14 protein-coding genes and 1 tRNA gene are annotated in these 18,401 nt (G+C 68.6%); 11 read left to right on the forward strand and 4 right to left on the reverse strand.

What is annotated here, in order from left to right; all coding sequences use genetic code 11:
* Positions 1–463 precede the first annotated feature (463 nt).
* The 4 genes from G6O68_RS27355 (at position 464) to G6O68_RS27370 (ending at position 2,073) form a co-directional block, all read left to right on the forward strand.
* Positions 464–551, forward strand: a tRNA-Ser gene (locus G6O68_RS27355).
* Positions 552–749: 198 nt separating this feature from the next.
* Entirely contained in the window at positions 750–1,181 is a 432-nt protein-coding gene (locus tag G6O68_RS27360; protein WP_165252157.1) for a hypothetical protein, read from the forward strand.
* A 113-nt stretch (positions 1,182–1,294) separates the two neighbouring features.
* Positions 1,295–1,849 (forward strand): site-specific integrase, encoded by a 555-nt coding sequence (locus G6O68_RS27365; protein WP_165252159.1) that lies wholly within the window; start codon positions 1,295–1,297, stop codon positions 1,847–1,849.
* Positions 1,846–2,073, forward strand: coding sequence for a hypothetical protein (locus tag G6O68_RS27370; RefSeq protein ID WP_165252161.1), 228 nt, complete (start codon positions 1,846–1,848; stop codon positions 2,071–2,073). Before G6O68_RS27365 ends, G6O68_RS27370 begins: the two co-directional genes overlap by 4 nt.
* 966 nt (positions 2,074–3,039) lie before the next feature.
* Here G6O68_RS27370 and G6O68_RS27375 read toward each other — a convergent pair.
* Positions 3,040–3,222 carry a hypothetical protein gene (locus G6O68_RS27375; protein ID WP_165252163.1) on the reverse strand — a complete coding sequence of 61 codons (183 nt, stop codon included), beginning with the start codon at positions 3,220–3,222 and terminating at the stop codon, positions 3,040–3,042.
* 210 nt (positions 3,223–3,432) lie between these two features.
* On the opposite strand from G6O68_RS27375, the gene G6O68_RS27380 reads away from it, so the two are divergent.
* The 4 genes from G6O68_RS27380 to G6O68_RS27395 all read left to right on the forward strand — a co-directional run bounded on the left by G6O68_RS27380 (position 3,433) and on the right by G6O68_RS27395 (position 7,056).
* Positions 3,433–5,640, forward strand: coding sequence for a hypothetical protein (locus tag G6O68_RS27380; protein WP_165252165.1), 2,208 nt, complete (start codon positions 3,433–3,435; stop codon positions 5,638–5,640).
* 27 nt (positions 5,641–5,667) lie between these two features.
* Positions 5,668–5,937 carry a hypothetical protein gene (locus G6O68_RS27385; RefSeq protein WP_165252166.1) on the forward strand — a complete coding sequence of 90 codons (270 nt, stop codon included), beginning with the start codon at positions 5,668–5,670 and terminating at the stop codon, positions 5,935–5,937.
* 66 nt (positions 5,938–6,003) lie between these two features.
* Positions 6,004–6,180, forward strand: a complete 177-nt coding sequence (locus G6O68_RS27390; protein ID WP_165252168.1) for a hypothetical protein — start codon at positions 6,004–6,006, stop codon at positions 6,178–6,180.
* Between the two features lie 132 nt (positions 6,181–6,312).
* Positions 6,313–7,056, forward strand: a complete 744-nt coding sequence (locus G6O68_RS27395) for a hypothetical protein (RefSeq protein ID WP_165252170.1) — start codon at positions 6,313–6,315, stop codon at positions 7,054–7,056.
* Positions 7,057–7,237: 181 nt separating this feature from the next.
* Here G6O68_RS27395 and G6O68_RS27400 read toward each other — a convergent pair whose 3' ends face one another.
* Positions 7,238–7,549 (reverse strand): hypothetical protein, encoded by a 312-nt coding sequence (locus tag G6O68_RS27400; protein ID WP_165252172.1) that lies wholly within the window; start codon positions 7,547–7,549, stop codon positions 7,238–7,240.
* Between the two features lie 1,079 nt (positions 7,550–8,628).
* Between G6O68_RS27400 and G6O68_RS27405 the strand changes: the two genes are divergently transcribed.
* Complete coding sequence (locus G6O68_RS27405) at positions 8,629–9,843, forward strand: PKD domain-containing protein (protein WP_165252174.1); 1,215 nt, start codon at positions 8,629–8,631, stop codon at positions 9,841–9,843.
* Positions 9,844–9,934: 91 nt separating this feature from the next.
* Positions 9,935–11,425, forward strand: a complete 1,491-nt coding sequence (locus G6O68_RS27410; protein WP_165252176.1) for a hypothetical protein — start codon at positions 9,935–9,937, stop codon at positions 11,423–11,425.
* A gap of 97 nt (positions 11,426–11,522) precedes the next feature.
* Here G6O68_RS27410 and G6O68_RS27415 read toward each other — a convergent pair whose 3' ends face one another.
* A complete protein-coding gene (locus G6O68_RS27415; protein ID WP_165252178.1) occupies positions 11,523–16,157 on the reverse strand; it encodes a hypothetical protein in 4,635 nt (1,544 codons plus the stop codon).
* A 404-nt stretch (positions 16,158–16,561) separates the two neighbouring features.
* Between G6O68_RS27415 and G6O68_RS27420 the strand changes: the two genes are divergently transcribed.
* The gene (locus tag G6O68_RS27420) at positions 16,562–17,302 is read left to right on the forward strand and encodes a hypothetical protein (protein WP_165252180.1); all 741 of its coding nucleotides are present in this window, start codon (positions 16,562–16,564) and stop codon (positions 17,300–17,302) included.
* Positions 17,303–17,782: 480 nt separating this feature from the next.
* Here the strand turns inward: G6O68_RS27420 and G6O68_RS33660 are convergent, their stop codons facing one another.
* Positions 17,783–18,379, reverse strand: a complete 597-nt coding sequence (locus G6O68_RS33660; RefSeq protein ID WP_390625398.1) for a WD40 repeat domain-containing protein — start codon at positions 18,377–18,379, stop codon at positions 17,783–17,785.
* Positions 18,380–18,401: the final 22 nt, after the last annotated feature.

An 18,401-nucleotide genomic window follows, 5' to 3' on the forward strand; every position in this document is an offset into this window, starting at 1 on the left:
GGTTCGGGAGCCGATTCTGGCCATCCAGGACGCCCCGGCGCAGCCCCCCGGCCCGATACCAGGCTCTCAGCGGGCCGGGCCGTTCATGGCCTCGGAGCCGATCCTCCGGATATCCGTCCCCCGGCCGATTCCGGCCGTGCCAGAGGGCGATGAACGCGTCGAGAGCGGCCATCCGATCGGCGACGCCCGTCTCGCCCCCGACCCCGGCCAGGAGCCGGTCGACCTCGTCCCAGGACGGCCCCCACGCCCCCCCGCCCGAGTCGCCTCCCGAACACTCGCCCATCAAGCGACCTCCAACCCGACGGAAACGGGGCTTCGACCCCGACGACAGACCTTGCGTCGGCTCCCGCGCGTGTCGTACACTTGGGCCCCAAGCCGACCCGTCCGCGATCGAAAGGCCCCTCCACCAGGGGCTTTACAGGAGCCCGGGCCGCAAGTAGATTGTCCTGCGCGATTTACAAACGGAGAGGTGACCGAGAGGCCGAAGGTGCGGCACTGGAAATGCCGTGTACGCTAACCCCGTACCGAGGGTTCGAATCCCTCCCTCTCCGCTTTAAATACGGTCAACTAAGGGTTTGCGTCCGAGAGGGCTCAAGCCCTTTTTCTTGCGCCTGTTAACCCTCCGTACCGTTCACCCTACCTCTGGTTAACAGATTCTTGCACCCCGCGACGCCGCCTCGATACGATCCGAGGGGCGGCATCGAACGGTTAACAGGTGCGGGGCTCTTCTCATAGCACGCAAGCTCGAGATGACCGGGCAGGCGTCCACGCGTCGCTGGTTCAAGAAGCACGGCGGGAAGATGAACACGGTCTCCTGCAAGCGGCTCGGGACGCCCGAGACCAAGGAGGCCAGCGGGGCCGCCGCCAACGCCTGGTGGGCCGCCAAGCTCAAGGAGGTCGAGGCCGCTCCCCCGTCCGAGGCCGACCGACGGGCGAATGCCCTGAAGGTCTGGTCGATGGTCCGGGACTGGTCGCACCTCGACGAGCCGAGCAGCGAGAAGCTGGTCGACTCGCTCGTCGGCGAGGGCCGTTACCGCGAGATCAAGGCCCAGGCCGGGGCGATGGTCGAGGCGGCCTCGAAGCCCACGCCCGCCGATCGCACGGTCGCGGCCCAGGTCGAGGCGTGGGAGGGGCTGCTCCGCTCGGCCTGCCGGGCCGGGCAGATGTCGGAGGGCCGGTAGACGCCCATCGCCGCCGGATCAGGCCCTTCGCGGAATGGATCGGCCCCGATTCGCCCGTCGACTCGATCGACGAGGCGAAGCTCGAGGGGTATTTCAACCGCCTGTCGGCGCTGGTGTCCGAAGGCCGCTACTCGCCGGCATCGGCCCACGAGCTCCTGACGACGGCGAAGCAGTTCCTCACCCGGCTCGCGTCCCTCAGGCTGATCACCCTGCCGGGGAACATCCGCGACCGGAGGTTCCGGTTCAACCACTCCGTGGCGTCCCGGATCGAGACCTTCACGGTCGCCGAGGTGAGGGCCGCGCTCGCGGCGGCGAACGACCGGACGCGGCTCTTCATCCTGCTCTGCATCAACTGCGGCATGTACCAGAACGACATCGCCGAGCTGCGTCCCGACGAGGTGGACTGGAAGGCCGGCGTCGTGACCCGCAGGCGGAGCAAGACCCGCGAGCGCGGGGGCCAGGTCGTCTCCTACAAACTCTGGCCGGAGACGTTCGCCCTGCTGAAGAAACTGCGGGCCCACGGCGACCTGGCCCTCGAGACCGACGAGGGCAACCCGCTGGCCAAGGAATGGATCGAGGACGGCAGGTATCGGAAGTACGACGCCGTGCGATCGGCCTGGAGCCGGCTGGCCGTCAAGATGGGGATGAAGAAGGGCCGCCTGGGGTGAAGCACCTGCGCAAGACCTCGGCCTCGATGCTGGGGGCGCATCCCCAGTACAAGTTCTACACCACCCACTTCCTGGCCGACTCACCCAGGGGCATGCCCCTGAAGCACTACGTGATCCCCGACGACGTCGAGTTCTTCGAGGCGCTCGCGTGGCTGCGGGGGCGGCTGCTGGGCCCGGAAGGCGGCGAGGCGGCCACGCAGTCCCTCCTCGGCCAGCAAGCATAGGACGAGCCGGGCCACGTCCTCGGACGTCAGGTCGAGGTAGGGTTCGAGCGGATCGGCCGGCTCAAGGCGATTCATCGTCCATCCTTCTGGTCCCGGTCGCTCGCCGCTCGACGGTCGGACGCCCCCCTGGAGCGTCTGCGGATCGCCGCCCGGCAGCCTCGAAATCCGTCGGGGCGACCCCCGATCACTTGCAAGTCCACCGTTCGATGTTCCGGCGGAGGCCCCCGCCGATCCGCCGATGCGGATCATCGGCCGCAAGTCTCGCCGCCGAGGACCGCGATCGGCTCCACGATTCGCCCATCTCCCGTCCGCCCTCGCGACTCGCGGAAGCCATGGACCCATTTATCCGCGGCGACCCGGCGGCGCACCAAGAGCAATCCCGGCCCGCCAGCCCGAGTGACCGAAAGCGTGGATCGACGTCCCGAACGGCGACCATCGACGCTCTCCCAGGCGAGCTCAGACGCCGAGGCCGCGAGCACTCGCCGCATCCAAGACGTCCGGGGTCCGCCGAGGCAGGTCGGCGACGTTTGGGCGGGCGACGGGGCTTCCACGACAGGGGAAGCCGCTTGAACCACGACGAGCCCCGGGATTTCACCGCGCCGCCCGGCCCTATGATGGGAGTCGCTCCGTCGACCTGGGGATGGACGGGCTCCTGGTCGCGTGCCGAGCGTCATTGAATCCCGTCATTCAGGGCCGCCCCCTCGTCGATCCTCGGAGAGCCGATCTCCGGCCGCGTCCGCCGCCATCGGGCGCTCTCCGATCCTAGAGCTCCGATCGGGACGGCTCCCTCGGACTTTTGACGCCGGGATGGCGAGGGCGTCACGACCCTCGAGGCTCTGCAAGTTCCACTTCGGGATATCCACCCGGCCCACCGCCACCGGTCGGGCAAACGTCGTGAGGTCTTGGGCGTCGCCCCGGTCCAACGGCACCCGAGTCATGCCAACCCCGAGCATCCTCCGCCGCGACCTACACCCAGAACCTGCCGATCGGGCACCGCTCGCGGGCCATGCGGCCCTTCGCCTTGGTGGAGCAGCCGCAGATCCGGCGGCTTAGGTCCGCGTGGTGCTCGTAGGCCCGGCACGTCGCCGAGCGGAACCACCGGACGTCGGCCGGTATCATCTTCAGGCGTGAGTTGGCCAGGTCGGCCATCGCCCATGTCGCCGAGGACGCCATCCGGAACCGGCCGGGGGTCTGGAGAAGACTTAGAGACGTGCGACTTACACGTCGCGGTCGGAGGCTTCGAGAATCGAAGAATCGCGTTCAAATCCTTGACGAGGCGGACAAATCCGGATCGACCTATCGGCTGCGGGAGGTTTATGTTAGGGCCTGAAAAAGTCCTCACGTCCGTTGGAACGACGCATGAATCATCGATCGGGGGGCCTCGGGGCCGCAGTACGCATGCTTCGAGGCCCAGCGAAGGCGGGCGACGTGGCGCTGGCGGCGGTCGTGGGGCTGGCCGGGGTCTTGGCGGTCCACCATCCGATGATCCTCTCCGGGTTCGGCCGGATTCAGACGGACCTGCGCGACACGCGGCTCCTGAATTACTTCCTGGAGCACGGCTGGCTCTGGGTTACACAGGCCCGGCACCACGAGCGTTTCTGGGACTCGCCCTTCTTCCACCCCGTCCCGAACGTGACGGCCTACTCCGATTCCATGCTCAGCTTCGGGCCGATCTACTGGCCCTTCCGCGCGACCGGCCTCGCGCCCGACGTGGCGTTCGGGGCCTGGATGGCGGCGACGACGTCGCTGAACTACGCGGCGGGCCTCCTGCTGTTCCGAGGAGGCCTGGGCTTCGGCTGGCCGGCGGCCGCCGCGGCGGCCGGGTTGATCGCCTTCGGCTCGCCGCGGGTGAACCTGCTCCACCATCCCCAGCTCCTGCCGTGCTTCTATCTCCTCTTCGCCCTCTACGCGCTCTGCCGGGTCGCCAGGGACCACGCCGCCGGCGCCGCCGAGCGGGCCTCCTGGTGGACGGCGTTCGGGCTCGCGGTCGCGGCCCAGTTCTACGGCGGCTATTACCTGGCCTGGTTCTTCTGCGTCGGGCTGGCGGTCGCGGCCGTCGCGGCGCTGCTTCTCGACGCGACACGGGCTCGGGTCGCGGCGTTGATTCTGCGCGACTGGTGGGCCGTCGCGCTGGGGGCCGCGGTCGCGGCGGTCGCGCTGGTCCCGTTCCTGGCCCACTACCTGCCGGTCGCCCGCGAGGTCGGTCAGGGCTTCAGCGAGATGCAGAGGCTCACCCAGCCGGTCTCCTGGTGTTGGTGGAACGTCGGCGAGATCAACTGGTTCTGGGGTTGGATCGACCGCGGCTGGCCGCTCGGGGCCTTGTACCCTGAGGAACTCCGGATGGGCCTCGGGTTCGCGACGACCGCCGCCTGCTGGCTGGGCGTCTACCTGAGCCGACGCCGTCCCCTGGGGCGTCTGGCCCTCGTCGTGGCGATCTTCGGCGTGACGGCCATGACGTTCCGCCTGGATTACATCGCCGCGGCGACGGCCTGCTTCGCGCTGGCCGTCCTGTTCCGCGAGCCGGAATGGACCCGTCGCGAGGTGGTCCCGATCGCCTTGGCGACGGCGGCCCTGCTCGCCGCCCCGGCCGGGGACGACGTCGCCTTGTCGCTTTCGTTCGCGATGATGGCCCTCTGCGTCCACCGCCTCTGGCGTCGTCGGCGGACGGACGGCCTGGCGGTGCCGGGTGCGGTGCTGGCGGCGCTCGCCTGGCATTCGCTGCCGACGGACCTGGCCGCGTTGATGGCCGTCTTCTTCGCGACGGCCGGGGCCCTGGCGGCCTACCTGGCCCCGGGCCGCAGGATCGAGGCCGCCCTCGGGGCCGTCGGCCTCTGGCTCGCCGCCACGGCCTGGCTCTCGGTCGAGAGGGCTCATTGGATATTCCACCTGGCGGCGCTGGGGGCGGCCTTCGGCTGGTCGGCCTCCGGGGGTCGACGACCTCGGCCCGGCCCCGTCGCGGCCGGGATTCTGCTGGGAGCCTCGCTGCTGATCGTGGTCTTCGGCGACGGCGCCGATTCGCCCTGGCTCGCGGCCTCGCCTTTCATCCCGGGCTCCGGGGCCGTGCGCATGCCTTCCCGCGTGATCCTCATCTTCCTCGTACCGGCGGCCCTCGGGCTGGCGTTCCTGGTCGAGCGGCTCCACCGCGCGGGCCGGGGAGCGGCGGCCTGGGGCCTGGCGCTGATCTGCCTGCTGGAGCAGACGGGTACCTCCCTGACCTACGACCGCGACGAGGGCCGGCGACGGGTCGCGGAGATCGCCCGCCGGGTGGACCGCGACGCCGGGGCGTTCTACTACCAGCGCTCGCCGGGCGACGACTACTACAGCGTCCACATCGACGCGATGTGGGCGTCGGTGGGGTCCGGCGTCCCGACGATCAACGGCATATCCGGATGCTTCCCGACCGACTGGTGGGAACTGAGCGACGCCGGAGCTCCCGGACGGCGGGCGATCGAGGAGGCCTTGGGGATATGGTGCGACCGGCACGGCTTGCGACGCGTCGACGTCCAGTTGATCGGTAGCCGGGCGAACCAGGCCGCGTCAACATCCGACGCGCCGCCGGATCCCTGAGGCGGAGGATCGCGGCCGGATCCGATCATGGTGTTCATGTCGTCGGAGGTCCGGTCGCAGGTCGGTGGCTGCATCGTCTCCTTCCCCGGCGTGGCCCCCGAGGTCGCCCACTCGATCGCGTTCCACCTCCATTGCGAGCTGAAGAAGGACGCCGATCTCGGAGCGGCGTCCGGCCGGCACGTCGGTTTCCTCTGCGATGGGGCGCGGCTGCTCGACGCCCTGCAGGAGATGCCCTACCCCGTCGTGGTTCACTACCTCTTGCAATGTCTCGAACGCATGCTCGCCGCCGATCCTTGAGGCTCGTTCCTCCGCATCGCCCGGGCGTTCGAGGTGGGCGAGGCCGGCGGGTAGGAGTTCGAGTCGATGGGGGCCGCGCTGGCGATGCGGCTCGTGCGTCGCTTCCTCGCCGACCATCGGGACGTCCTGCAGACGGATCGCGACCGCAGGGAAGCCCTCGTCCGGATCCTCGACGTCTTCGTCCGCGCGAAGTGGCCGTCGGCCTTCGAGATCGCATCCCGCCTCGAAGACGCCTTCCGATGAAGAGCGGCGTCCGCTTGCCGCCTGCGGGCGCAAACTCGACAATCGCACCTTGCCTCGCGACGCTTATGGAGCGGCGCGCGGCTTGGGCGAACTGCAACCTGCCTCGCGATCTCCCGATGGGGGCGAAGACGCATGGGAAGCCTCGATCGAACCGAACTGGGTCTAGCGCAAGGCGTCCTCTTGGAGGCCGCCGGGGACGGCGGGAGGATCGCGGTCTGGGTTCGGCTGGAGCGGGAGGGCAAGTTCGAGTACTGGGATCGGGTCGTCGCGAGGGTGCGGGACGAACGGCTCGCGACGGACGGGATCCGATGGGTGCCGGCGACGGCCGTGCGGACGAGTCGGCGCTCGGCCGGCGGCCGGCTCGGTCGGCTCTTCGCGAAGCTTCGCCCGCGGCCGTCGGACGCGTCGTGGATCATGCCGGACGGGACGGCGGCCGAACGCTGCGGCGACAGGCGGGCCGACCTGGCGCTGGCTTGGGTAAATGAACCGTCCGGACCGCTCGACGAGGGGCGTCTGATGCGGCTCTGGCGCGGCGACGTCCGGCTGCTGCGCCTCGGCTCACGGCTCGTCCTCGCCGCCGGCGTCGAGGCGGGCGAGTCGGCGGAACGAGACGAGGTGGCCGAGGCGGAGGAGCCGGAGGAGACGGCCGCGCGGCTCCTGGCGTCAGCCCGCGTGACGGGGGACCGACGGGCGGAGGCGGCGTCGCTGGCCGACCTGGCCATGTCATGGGCGAAGGACGGCCGGGCGGAGGCGGCGTTGGGGCCGCTGAACGAAGCCCTGGCGTTGTATCGGATGTTGGGCGATCGCGGGGGCGAGGCCGACGTGACTCCGCCGGGAACTCGCCGCCCCAGCCACGCCGACAAGCGCCGGGCCTGACGCCGCGAGATCCTGGCCGCGAAGATTCGTGCAACCCTGCGGACCGGCCCATTTACGCGAGACCCAGACCGCTGTGGAATGGCTGCTCAGACTCACGGTCCGCTGATCTTGGAATCCAAGACGGTGCGAAGCGTCCGGCTGGGCCTCGACGCCTCCGAGGCCCGGTCGAAGGTTCGGTCGCTCAAGGCGCGTGCAACGCTTTCACCTTGTCGACGACGACGCGCGAGGAGGTTGGGGCGGGTTCGCACGTGAACACGCCGCCCTTCTGGTCCTGAATCAGCAGGGCGGGGACGGCCAACTTCGGCAGAGTCTTCCCCGAGGCCAGCGTAGCTCCGCCGTCGAGATAGCGCTGGAAGCCGGAGGCGGCGAAGCTCGGCGCATTGACGTCGAACACCCAATAACGGAATCCCCAGGCCTGTTGCAGAGGCCTGATGCCGTCGCCGGCCAGGACCTGTGCGTATTGCGGCGGGGTGTTGTTGAGTTCGACGAACAAGATGACGTCGAGTTGCTCGCCGCCGTTCGGGATCGTCGCGTTCGTGATGGGGGGGGGTGGGCGAGGGATTGGAGTCCACCACGATCTTCGTGGAGATCGCGTCCCTCCGGGACGGATCTCCCCCGTCGCCGACCGCCGTCAACGTCACCCCGTAGACGCCGGGGAGCGGCGTGAAGAGGATGGCGATCGCCTCGGCGGGACCTTCCTTCGGTGACACCTTCACGACCTCCCCGGCGCTGGGGCCCGTCACCTCCCATTCGATGGACGCGGCGTTCAGGCTGTTCCGGCCATCCAGTATGAGGGCCTGGCCCGATCCGAGGTAGTCCGGGGCGGACAGCTTGGCCCGCACCTGCGCCGCGCCCGCCGGAGCCGTCGGCGTCGGCGGCTTCACGTGGATCGTATGCGCGGCGAGATCCACCTGCTCGGGCGACGTCCCGGTGGCGATCACGAAGATTTGATAGACGCCCTCGCCGGGGCTCATGAGGGTGGCGACGGTGTTGTCGGGATTTGACAGGATCAAGGGAGCCGAGGCGGACCCCTTGACCTGCCAGCGAAGTGGCTTCTCGCTCTTGCTCTCGCGCGCATCCAGCACGATGGACTGGCCGGGTGCGGAGGTTTCCGGCCCTTTGAGCTTCGCCGAAGGAGCGTCGGCGGCCCCCACCAATCCGAGAGAAAGCAGGAGCGCCAAGGGATGCATCGTTTCCACCTCCGACGTGGGGCTTCTGATCGGGTCGGCTTCGACTCGGCGATGGCGGGGTGCCTGCAATGACCCCCGGCCGACCGAGACTAACCATGAAGGCCTTCCCTTATAGCGAATTATCGGGGCGATTCTATGTTTTTTACAGGACTTTGTACTGTTTCGCGTCGGAACACCCTCGAACGGCCGACTGGATTCGGAATCCGTACGTCGAAGCGTTGCGGATCGAGGGCTTTCGCCGTCGCGATGGCCTGTCGGCTCGGCGGGGCGGCGTTCATTCCGGACGGGACTCATTCAAATGATCAAGATCGGAGTTTAGTTCGCCGATAGGGGACGAAAGGCAAGGTCGCCTACACGCATTTCCCAGCGGAGGGGAGGACGGATGAAGGACGCTGTTCGCAAGCGACGCCTGGCCTGCGCCTCCGGCGTCCTGGCGGTGGTGGGTCTCTCGGCGGCGGCCCTTGCCTGGGGGGGCGACGACCGAGCGGGGACCGTCGTCCAGGCTCCCGACGCGGCACCCCCGCCTGTCGAGCTGGGCCCGATCGACGTCGGGCTGATGCCGATGAAGGGGGCCGACGCATCGTCGGCCGCCGCCGTCCGGCACGTTGCGTCGGCGTCCCCACGGGCCGAGGCGCATGTCGAAGGAGGAGGCCAGGTCGGCTCGACCGTGCTGCTCCGCGGCGAGCGGTCCGACGGCGAGAATTTGAGGTTCCGCTGGGTCCAGACGCAGGGTAAGAGAGTGCGCCTGATGAACCCCGAAGGGGCGACCGCTTCCTTCGTGATGCCGGACGAGCCGGGCGGGCTTGGTTTCCTGCTGGTCGTCTCCGGCCCCGGAGGATCGGATTCGGTGGAGGTCCGCGCCGGCGGTTCGGCCCCCAACGCCCCGAGGAACTCCCGACTCGGGGCTGACGCCGGAGACGATCAGATCGCCCTGGTCGGTCGCCAGGTCACTTTGAACGGGTCGAGGAGCGAGCCCGCCGGAGAGGTGGGCTATCGTTGGGTGCAGACGGGGGGCCCGCCGGCCCGACTCAAGGTCGAGGACGGGGAGATCTTCGCGTTCACGCCGACGGCGCCCGGCGTCTACCGCTTCGCGCTGATCGTGGCGGCCGGATCCGAGCTCTCGACGCCCGACGAGGTCGTCGTGACGGTCGGGGCCGGGACGCGGATCGGCGGTCCCGCCGGGCTCGTCACGGCCGGCGACCGGTCGATCCCCGAGCCCGCTCCGACGCAGGAGGTGGCGGGAGCGGCGCTGGCCTCGATCCGCGGCGGGGCGGAGGCCGCGGAGTCGCTGGCGACCATGTTCGAGACGGCCGCGGACCGCATGGACCTCTATCCGACCTACGCCGACGCGTTCAGCGAGATGTCGCGAAGGCTGGAGGACGTCCTGCCGGCCGATCCGACCCATCGCTCCGTCTGGATCGAGAAGCTTTTCGGCCCCCTCTCCGCCCAGACCGTCGAGGCGATGAGGGTCGAAGGCCTGGACCTCCGTCTCTCCGAGGCCCGCGACGCCTCGCTCACGACGTCCCAGAAGGCGGCCCTCGCCGAGCATTTCCGGCTCATCGCCGAGGGGTTCCGCTCGACGAACCGCACGCGATGAACCCAGGGCTTCCGTCACTCCTTCGTCTTCGTTATCGAAAGGTCCGTCCATGATGTCGGCGAGCTTGAGCGAACGGAGATGGGTCGCGACGATGATCGTGGCCTTGGCCGCGAGCACCTGCGCGACTCCGTCGGCACGCGCCGAGGCCGGACGCGGCGGCCCCGCCGGGATCTGGACCCCTCTCGCGCAGGCCGTCCGCGAGACGACCACGCAGGGCGTCCCCAGCGTCGTGATCATCACCTCCCGGGCGACGCCCGATTCCGCATCGCTGCGACGCGATCTGGAATCTTCCCCCCAGGCCGAGTCGCTCGCCCGCTCGGTCCGGCTGGCCGAGATGCCCGCGGAGATCTACGCCTCTCAGGTCGCGAAGCTGGGGGTCAAGTCCTTCCCCACGGTGGTGGTCTATCGCGAGGAAGGGGGGAAGCTCCGGACCGTCGCCGCGAAGGCCGGCCTGGCCGACGCCCGCTCCCTGTTCGCGTGGCTGATCAGCCTGGACCCCGTCGAGGATAAGCCGTCGGAGGTGGCGAATGGACAGGCCGGCCCGAAGGACCCGAAGCTGGCGCAGGCCTCGCACTTCAACGACGGCCCGTCGCCGCAGGCCTACGCGACGGAGCAGCGTGTCCCGCAGCCGTACGCCCCGCCCAAGCAGCCTCCGATCGCCCCGCCGCAGCCGCCCGTGCACATCCCCCCTCCGCAGCCGCAGCAGCCGGTCTATCAGGCCCCGCCGGCGCAGTACGTCCCGGCCCCACCTCCGACTTACGTCCAGACCCAGCCCCCGGCGATGGTCGTCCAGCAGGCCCCCCAGCAGATCTTCTTCGCGCCGACCCCGCCCCCCCAGGTGACGGTCGCCATGGCCCCGCCGATGTACGCGCCCCAGCCCCAGCCGATGCAGGCCCCCCAGCCCCAGCCGAACCTCTTCACGCAGCCGATGCAGGCTCCCCAGCCCCAGCCGATGCAGGCCCCCCAACCGCAGCCGATGCAGGCCCCGCAGCCCCAGCCGATGCAGGCCCCCCAACCGCAGCCGATGCAAGCTCCTCAACCTCAGCCGATGCAGGCCCCGCAGCCCCAGCCGATGTTCGCGCCTCAACCGCAACCGATGCAGGCCCCGGTGGGCCAGGCTCCCTCCACGGCGATGGTCCTGCAGGCCCCCGGGCTGATCGACAGCCTCTTGGGCACGATCGGAGAGAATCTGGCGCGGCGCAAGAACCCTCGGATCCAGATGAGCCCGATGCCGACCCTGGCCCAGGCCCCTGTCGCGAACGCCCCGGTGGCCTTCGCCCCCGCCGGCCAGGGCCAGGCTTACGCCCAGGTCACCGGCTACGCCCCTTCGGGCCCCCCGATCCCGGTCGTGACCCCGGAGGCGACCTCCTTCGCCCCGTGCAATACCTATGGGGCTCATTGCAAGTATCACGGCGCCCCCTGCCCCGGCCCGAACCCCGGCCAGGGTCACGGTCATGGCCATGGTCATGGCAACTGGGGCGGCGGAGGAGGCGGCGAGTACGCGCCCCCTTCCGGCCCCACGCCGTCGCCCCAGAACGGCGGCTCGGGCTTCCGCCGCTGGCTGGGCCACGGCGGCAACTGAGCGAGCCCGCGATGCGCGGAACGAGGCCGGCCGGGGAAATCGCTCCCCGGCCGGCCTCGTCGTTTGGCGGAGTTCGTCCCGTCGCGGCCCTGCTCGATCAGGGCTCGACGCGGATCTGGATCGAGCTGGCGCGCTGGAACTTGAGGGCCGGCTCCTCCGCCGGCGTCTCGACCTCCTCGACCGGCTTCTCCCGCTTGGTCTTGTCCCCCCGGGCCTTGGCGTCCCGGCGTCGGGCTTCGTCGTTCTTCCCCGGGTCCTCGGGAGCGATGTTCTTGCTGAGCCTTGTGGACTCCGCCTGGATCACGACCCGGTACTCCGAACCCACGGTGAAGCGGTCGAGCGCGATGATCGTCGTGTAGACTCCGTCGTTGGCCGTCTTGTCGTTGTAGGTGTGCCCATCGTCGTGGAAGTCCTGCGCGATCGGCTCGATCGGCGTGGTGCCCCCGTCGATCTTCTGAAGCGTCCCGATGAGCGAGGCTCCCAGGACCGAGGTGCCGCCGTAGACCTGCACCTCCAGGATCGCACGCCGATCCATGGCCCGGACGAGGCCCCTCCGGGGGGGCGGCGGGACCAGCTCGGGGTCGTCGGGAAGCTGGACCAGGCTCGTCGTGAGGCGGATGTTCGGCGTCGTCGAGGCCACCGAGAATGTCATGTGGATCCGATCCGCGCCGAGGCGGCGGAACGTCGTCTCGTTGAGGATGAGCCCCGCCTGGTACCAGCCGGTCTCGCCGTACTCCGGGGCGAACCGATACACGAGGCAGGTCGGCGTCGAGAGGTCGGGGTCCAGCTCCAGCGTCGGCGTGTTTTGAATACGGCCGTCGTGGTTGTAGAGGTTCAGCTCGAGGTGCTCCTTGACCTTCTTCGAGCGGATCGCCTCGTCGTCCAGCCCCGGCAGCGGCCTCGAGAGGCCCAGGACCAGCTCGAACTCCGCCTTGGGCTTCTTCGGGTCGAACTTGACGTTCTCGGCGTAGAAGCGCGGCAGGCGGAACCGCCCCTCCTTCCGACGCTCGTGCCCGGCCGCGTCGACCACGTCGACCGGCGGCAGGACCGGCCTCAGCTCGCCGCCGCCCGCGTCGATCTTGTGCACCTTGTCCTGGATCATCTGGTAGGCGAGGACCTGCGACTCGCGGTTGATGCGTTGGAACAAGGGGGTCTGTTTGCTGGCCGAGATGTCCTGCTCGATGTGGTGCAGGAACTCCTGGACGAGCCGGAGGCGGGCCTCCTGGATCCTGAGGCTCAGGTAGGCCGCCGTCGCTTGCGCCGAAGGGTCGTCGCTCCTCGCGCTGAATTTCATGCGCTCTCGATAGAGCGAGGTCACGAGCGCCTCGATCAGCTCGCTTCGCATTCGCGAGTCAGGTTGATCGGGCTGCCTTCGGGATATCTCGCCGAGGAGTTCATCCTCGTTGAAATCGACCGAGACGTAGGGTCGATGTGCGTCGAGCAAGACGGCGAGGATCGCGCGAACTTCCGCGAATGAGGCGCGGGCGCGGATGACGTGCTCGAGGACGGCGTATCGAAGGTCGGTGGCCGGCTCGATCCGGCGCCGCTTGTTGTACTGGAGCACGAGCGACTTGATCGACTCCAGTTCCTGCAACAACCCCGTTCGCGCCTCCAGAGACAAGGCATCGCTTTGCAACGCCTTCCGCGCGGCCCGGTCCTTCTCGGCCTCGCCAGTCGGGGCCACGTCCGCCGGGGGGAGCTCTTCCAGGCTGAGGAGCCCATCCATGGTCTGGACCAGGGTCAGGACGTCGCCCTCGGGCATGACATCGGCTCGCGTCATGACGGCGATGGCCCCCATCGGTTCCAGGCTGTACCTCATCGAGGCCTTCAGGAAATCGTCGACGGCTTCCGAGCTGGATCCGACCATCTTGGCCGATCGTAGGAAATCGAAGACTCTCTCGGATCCTTGGTCCGACTTCGGGAGGCCTTCGAGGTGTTTGATGGCCGCGTCGAATGCGTCCATGCGCACCTGGCGTGCGTTCTGGAGGAGGAACATGGCCCCCCAGGCGCCGCCGTCGAGGCCCTTGACATCGTTGAGGCCCGCGGCCTCGTTGAGGAACGCGATCACTTTCGCATGGGATTGGTTCGCGTCCGCGGCCCGATTGAGCAGGTTGACCGCCGTATGATGGCCGAAGGATTGGGCGGATCGAAGGACTCGGCAAGCCTTCGTGATATCGTCCGGCGTGCACTCCAGCCCCTTCCCCTCCAGCACTTTGATCACCGGGGCTAGGCAACCGTTCAGCCCCGCTACGTCTTCCAACACACCGATCACCTCGTCCGTCGCAGTCCGGCGGTTCGCCCCTCCGGCCGGCGTCCCCGAGGCGTCCCTCTGGGCCTTCAACGCGGCGATCGCCTTATGGAGCCCGGCGACCACGTCCTGAACGTCCTTCGCGTTCGGGTTCGGAGCCGACAGGTCGGGCCTCAGGGCCTGTGCGGATCTCAGAAGGGCGATGGCATCGACCGGTTTGTTCATCCTTGGAGCGGATTGGAGGACGGCCAGCGCCCCCCCCACGTCGTCCTTCGGCTTCCTGAAGAAGTCGATCGCGTTGGCCAGGTGCTCGACCACCTTTCCGTGCGCCTCTTCGATCGGCTCCCGCTGAAATTCGCCGCGGCGAACGTCCTCGATCATCCACGGCTCGACGCGCATCGGCTCGACATAGGCCGGCCCGTCGATCCGATCCTGGTAGGGGAGGATGACCCAGGATCCCGAGGTCTGCTCGTTCTTGAGGCGTTGGGCCACCGCGCCGACCTCGTCGACGTCGGCCACGGTGATGATCGAGCCGTTGCTGCCGACGGCGATGTCCCGGAGCTCGGCGGGGACGTCGGCCGAGCTGACCAGGACGAGGTCGATACGCACGTCCCCTTTGATCAGGATCTGGCGGCGGAAGGCTTCGAAGAGCGAGACGAGTTCCTTGGGGATGCCGCCCGGCGGCACCAGAAAGATCACGTTCTCGATCCGATTGCGGCCGACCTCCCCCGCGACCTCGTTGATCAGCGCCCGAAGCTCGGTCTCGCGCTGGCTCCGCACGCGGCTGCGATCGCCCAGTTCCGCGATCCGACGGATCCTCTCCTTCTGCGCCCGATCCGAGGTGGACAGTGCGAGTTGGCTGCGACGCTCCTCCAGCCGACGCCTCTGCAGCTGGGTGGTGATCAGTTCGATCTTGGCCCGTTGGATCAGCTTGGTGAAGAGTTCCACGTACTGGTCGCGGAGGTCCTCGTACCGGCTCATGCCCGCCTGGCTCAGGATGTAGTCGAATCGGGGGTCGAGCGGATCGGGGTCGACGATGATCGTCCGCCGGAGGCCGAAGCCGGTCGACGCCGTGCGGCCGGGGATGAACGGCCGCAGGTCGGCGTCCACCTCGCCCAGCGACGTGAGCCGGTTCTCGATCCCCACGACGCCGACCTCACCGGCGATGTCGAGCACGGTCCTGGCCGTCTGGCGGTCGAGTTCGATGTGCCCGAGAGCCGCCTTGTACAGCTCCTCGTTCGCCTTCTTCTCCTCGAGTTGAGTCATGGCCTCCATCGCCACGTGGTCGAGGTACTGCTTCTCCTCGGCACTCGGCGCCTTGCCGACTCGCGGGGCGTTCATCGTGCCCGAGAGGCCGGAGAGGAAGTTCCAGGCGTCCGCGGCCAGCCGCTTCCGCAGCTTCTCCTCGCTCTCCTTGGGCATCTGCTCCCGCAGTTCCCTTGCTCGGGTGGCGGCGAACTTGGCCACCAGCACCTTGATCGGTTCGAACTGCGGGGGGATGGCCACGGAGACCAAGGCCCCGGCCTGCTTGAGCACGTTGTCCCGGATGGCCTGGACCTCCTTGCTCTCAAGATTGACACCGTTGCTGGCGAACTGCTCCTTCAGGAATTCCTCGGCCACCTTCTTGAACTTCTCGACCCCCACGGACTTCGTCCCAGGCTTCTTCTCCGCGTTGTCCTTGTTGGCCCCGTCCACTTCCTCGCGGACCTTGGCCATCGCGGCGCGGACGATGTTGTCGATCCGCGATTTCCGCCCCGCGACGGTCGCGACCGCCGCCCCGGCCTCGACCGGCTCCCCGGGCTCGGTCGTCGAGACGTTCCGGTCGTTGAAGAACTTGTCCACGATCTCCTGGCACGACTTCGCCTGCGACGAATGGTGGACGTGGTCCGCGGCGCAGAGCCGGCCGTACCAGCCGTGCCGCGAGCCCTGGGACAGGTAGTTGTCCATGAGGCAGCCGGGGCCGCCCGGATTGGTGAGCGGGCAGCCGCGGGGGAAGTTGTACTCGTCGACCAGGCCGAAGACGTAATGGCAGACCTCGTGGGCGGCCGTCAGGATCGAGTCCTGCTCCCACTCGTCGGCCAAGGTCTGGTAGTAGAGACCGATCTGGCCCGGACGCCCTTCGATCGCCCCCGCGATCGCCCAGCCGCCGCGGGACGGCTTTCCCGTCAGCGAGATGACAACGTCGGCCCGGCGGACGTCGGTGACCAAGTCCAGCGTCGAGATCTTCATCCGGCCCGCCGTGGCCTTCGAAAGCGCGTCGCTCACCTTGAGGACGATCGTCCGCACCTTGGCATCCTGCTCGTTGGACGGCGTCTGGGGCGCGCCGATCGCGGCCTCGCCGAACTGCCCCTGGGCGAGGGACGCGAACATGTACGTGAAGCGGATCGTCCGCTTCTCGGGGTCGTAATGGGCCGGCCCCGCCGTCGCGTCGATGGCTGCGAAGATCGGCCAGACGATCAAACCCGCCAGGCCTAGCCAGATCAAGCGTCGCACCCTCTCTGCCATCTCGCTTCCCCCCCGTAACGATCGTTTCGCTCTCGTGCGGGCACCCTCCGGCGCGTCCGCACCCCCGGCCCCGGATGGACCTCGACGTCGCTCGGCTTCATGTTGTCCATCTTGTGTATTCGATCCAATCTAACACCGAGGCTGTCGAAGTAAAAGCAAGCCTTTCGGAAATTCTCCGCTTGCGCGGTGACGATCCGTCCACGATCTTGCGAAATCGGCCCGGCGATGCGCCCGGGATTTCCAAGGGGGGTATAATCAAGTCATTCCATGGGCTTCCGGACGCTCCCCCGCCGTCGGCGGGCGGCCCGGGGGCGACGGGGCTGGATGGCCTCCGCGAGCCACGTTGAAGGGATTCTGAGCCACCGTCACGGAGAGCCTTCAAGATGGCGATGCGCAAACTCTCTGCGGGCCCCAGGCCCCTGGTCGGATTCCTCGCCCTGGCGCTCGGCACCGCCTCTTCGACCGCCTGGGCGGGCGACAAGCACAAGCCGGTCCTGTACTACTTGCCCCAACAAGCCCCCGCCGCGACCTACTCGGCCCCGGCGGTCGTCACCTATGCCGCCCCCGTCGCGACCTTCTCGGCGCCGGCGGCCGCGGTCTTCTCGGCCCCGACGGCCTACACCGGGATGGTCGGCAGCACCTACTCCGCGCCCGCGCCGACCTATGTCCAGGCGACCGCCGCGGTCGGCAACGCCCCCACCGCGGCGGTCGTCGGCTCGCGGATCATGGCCGCCGATCGGGCGGACCTCCTGGAAGACGCCCGAGCGTCGCTCAAGTCGGAGCCCCCGACGGGCACCCGCATGGAGCGCCGCAAGAGCCTACGCGAATCGGTCACCAAGATGTACGCCGACGCGATCGGGGGCGAGGAAGACTCGTCGCTCAATGAATCCGAGGAGCAGGACGTCGAGGCGATCGTGAACTGGCTCCTCGAATCGAAGGGTGCCGGGGCCGTCGAAGCGGCCCCTTACGTCGTCTCGAACGCCCCGGTGCAGGCCCCCTTCGTCTATCAGCAGGCCCCGACGACCGTCTACACGCAGCAGGCCCCGACGATGTACCTCCAACCGATGACGCCGGTCCAGTTCCTGGTCCCGGTCCAGCCCAAACACGGCTTCTTTCACCGGTGAGGGCTTCGGGGAAAAAACCGAGCCCGGCGGTCTGGTGATCATTTCGCGGACATCTGAAGACACGCACGCCCGGCCGATCGGGGCGGCGATGACCGGCGCGTTCGTGTCGGGTCCGTAAGACGCACCTTCCATCCCCCGTGGCCAACTCGCCCGAAGGGCCGAACTTGGCGGCCAGGCCGGGCGGGTGCGTATGTTGCGCCGAGGCCCCGGCCGGCCGCCACGCCGCTTTCCCGACGGCTTCCGCGGCGGGGCCGGCTTGGGATGGAGCGGGGCGCTCGGAGGCGGCCGCGACGCCTTCGACGAGTCCAGCTTGAGCCTCGCCTCCAACTCGGCCTTCCGGGCGTCTAACGCCGCGATCCGGCCTTCAACGCGGCGACTCTCGTCGGCAGGCCCGGCCGCAAATCGGCCGAGAGATAGTCGGCCTGCATCATACCTCGAAGTGGCTTAAGCCTTCCCTCGCCGGTCAACGACCTTGACCGGTCACTCGGGCGGAACGGGCAGATGTTGGAAGGTCCGACGGTACGCCGTATCGGGGCAGTATCGCACCCACTCGACGCGTGTGAGATTTCGGTTGGCGATCCGTTCGACTTGTTTCAGTAGATGTCCACGATCGATTTTATATAGCGTAATTCCTCCGGAAGTGCCGGCAGCGAGGAATTGACCATCTCCTTGGAAAGCAAGACTTGTCACTGGACCTTGCTCCGCCCATAAGGGCTGGATTGACAATCGAGAAAGCTGCTCGACGTCCCAGATCAGGGTCCCACCTCGACCGGATACACGGCCGTCGACGAACCCTCCGTCACGGAACCCGGCGGCGAGGACATCCCCCTTGGGACTGAAGGCGACGCTGGACACGGGACCTTCGGGCACCTCGAGCGTCACGCCGATCGGACGGGGCCTACCCCGCCTCACGTCCCGTAGCACGACCCCCCCGGCCATGGTCGCATATCCAGCGGCGAGAGTGTCGCCGTCCGGTGAGAACGCAAGACTCTTGACGACATCGCCGGCATGAAGCGGCTCGGTCGTAAGGCGCGTTCCGCGGTCCAGATCCCAGATGACGACTCCCCCCCCGCCCACGGTCGTCGATCCCGGCGGCTAG

This window comes from Paludisphaera soli, from assembly GCF_011064595.1.
Taxonomy (GTDB): domain Bacteria; phylum Planctomycetota; class Planctomycetia; order Isosphaerales; family Isosphaeraceae; genus Paludisphaera; species Paludisphaera soli.

What these genes read in the sequence shown, in the direction of transcription:
- G6O68_RS27410 (WP_165252176.1), top strand. Translation starts at nt 9,935, where the DNA reads ATGATCGTGGCCTTGGCCGCGAGCACCTGCGCGACTCCGTCGGCACGC.
- G6O68_RS27390 (WP_165252168.1), top strand. Translation starts at nt 6,004, where the DNA reads ATGGGGGCCGCGCTGGCGATGCGGCTCGTGCGTCGCTTCCTCGCCGAC.
- G6O68_RS27405 (WP_165252174.1), top strand. Translation starts at nt 8,629, where the DNA reads ATGAAGGACGCTGTTCGCAAGCGACGCCTGGCCTGCGCCTCCGGCGTC.
- G6O68_RS27380 (WP_165252165.1), top strand. Translation starts at nt 3,433, where the DNA reads ATGAATCATCGATCGGGGGGCCTCGGGGCCGCAGTACGCATGCTTCGA.
- G6O68_RS27360 (WP_165252157.1), top strand. Translation starts at nt 750, where the DNA reads ATGACCGGGCAGGCGTCCACGCGTCGCTGGTTCAAGAAGCACGGCGGG.
- G6O68_RS27375 (WP_165252163.1), bottom strand. Translation starts at nt 3,222, where the DNA reads ATGGCCGACCTGGCCAACTCACGCCTGAAGATGATACCGGCCGACGTC.
- G6O68_RS27395 (WP_165252170.1), top strand. Translation starts at nt 6,313, where the DNA reads ATGGGAAGCCTCGATCGAACCGAACTGGGTCTAGCGCAAGGCGTCCTC.
- G6O68_RS27385 (WP_165252166.1), top strand. Translation starts at nt 5,668, where the DNA reads ATGGTGTTCATGTCGTCGGAGGTCCGGTCGCAGGTCGGTGGCTGCATC.
- G6O68_RS27420 (WP_165252180.1), top strand. Translation starts at nt 16,562, where the DNA reads ATGGCGATGCGCAAACTCTCTGCGGGCCCCAGGCCCCTGGTCGGATTC.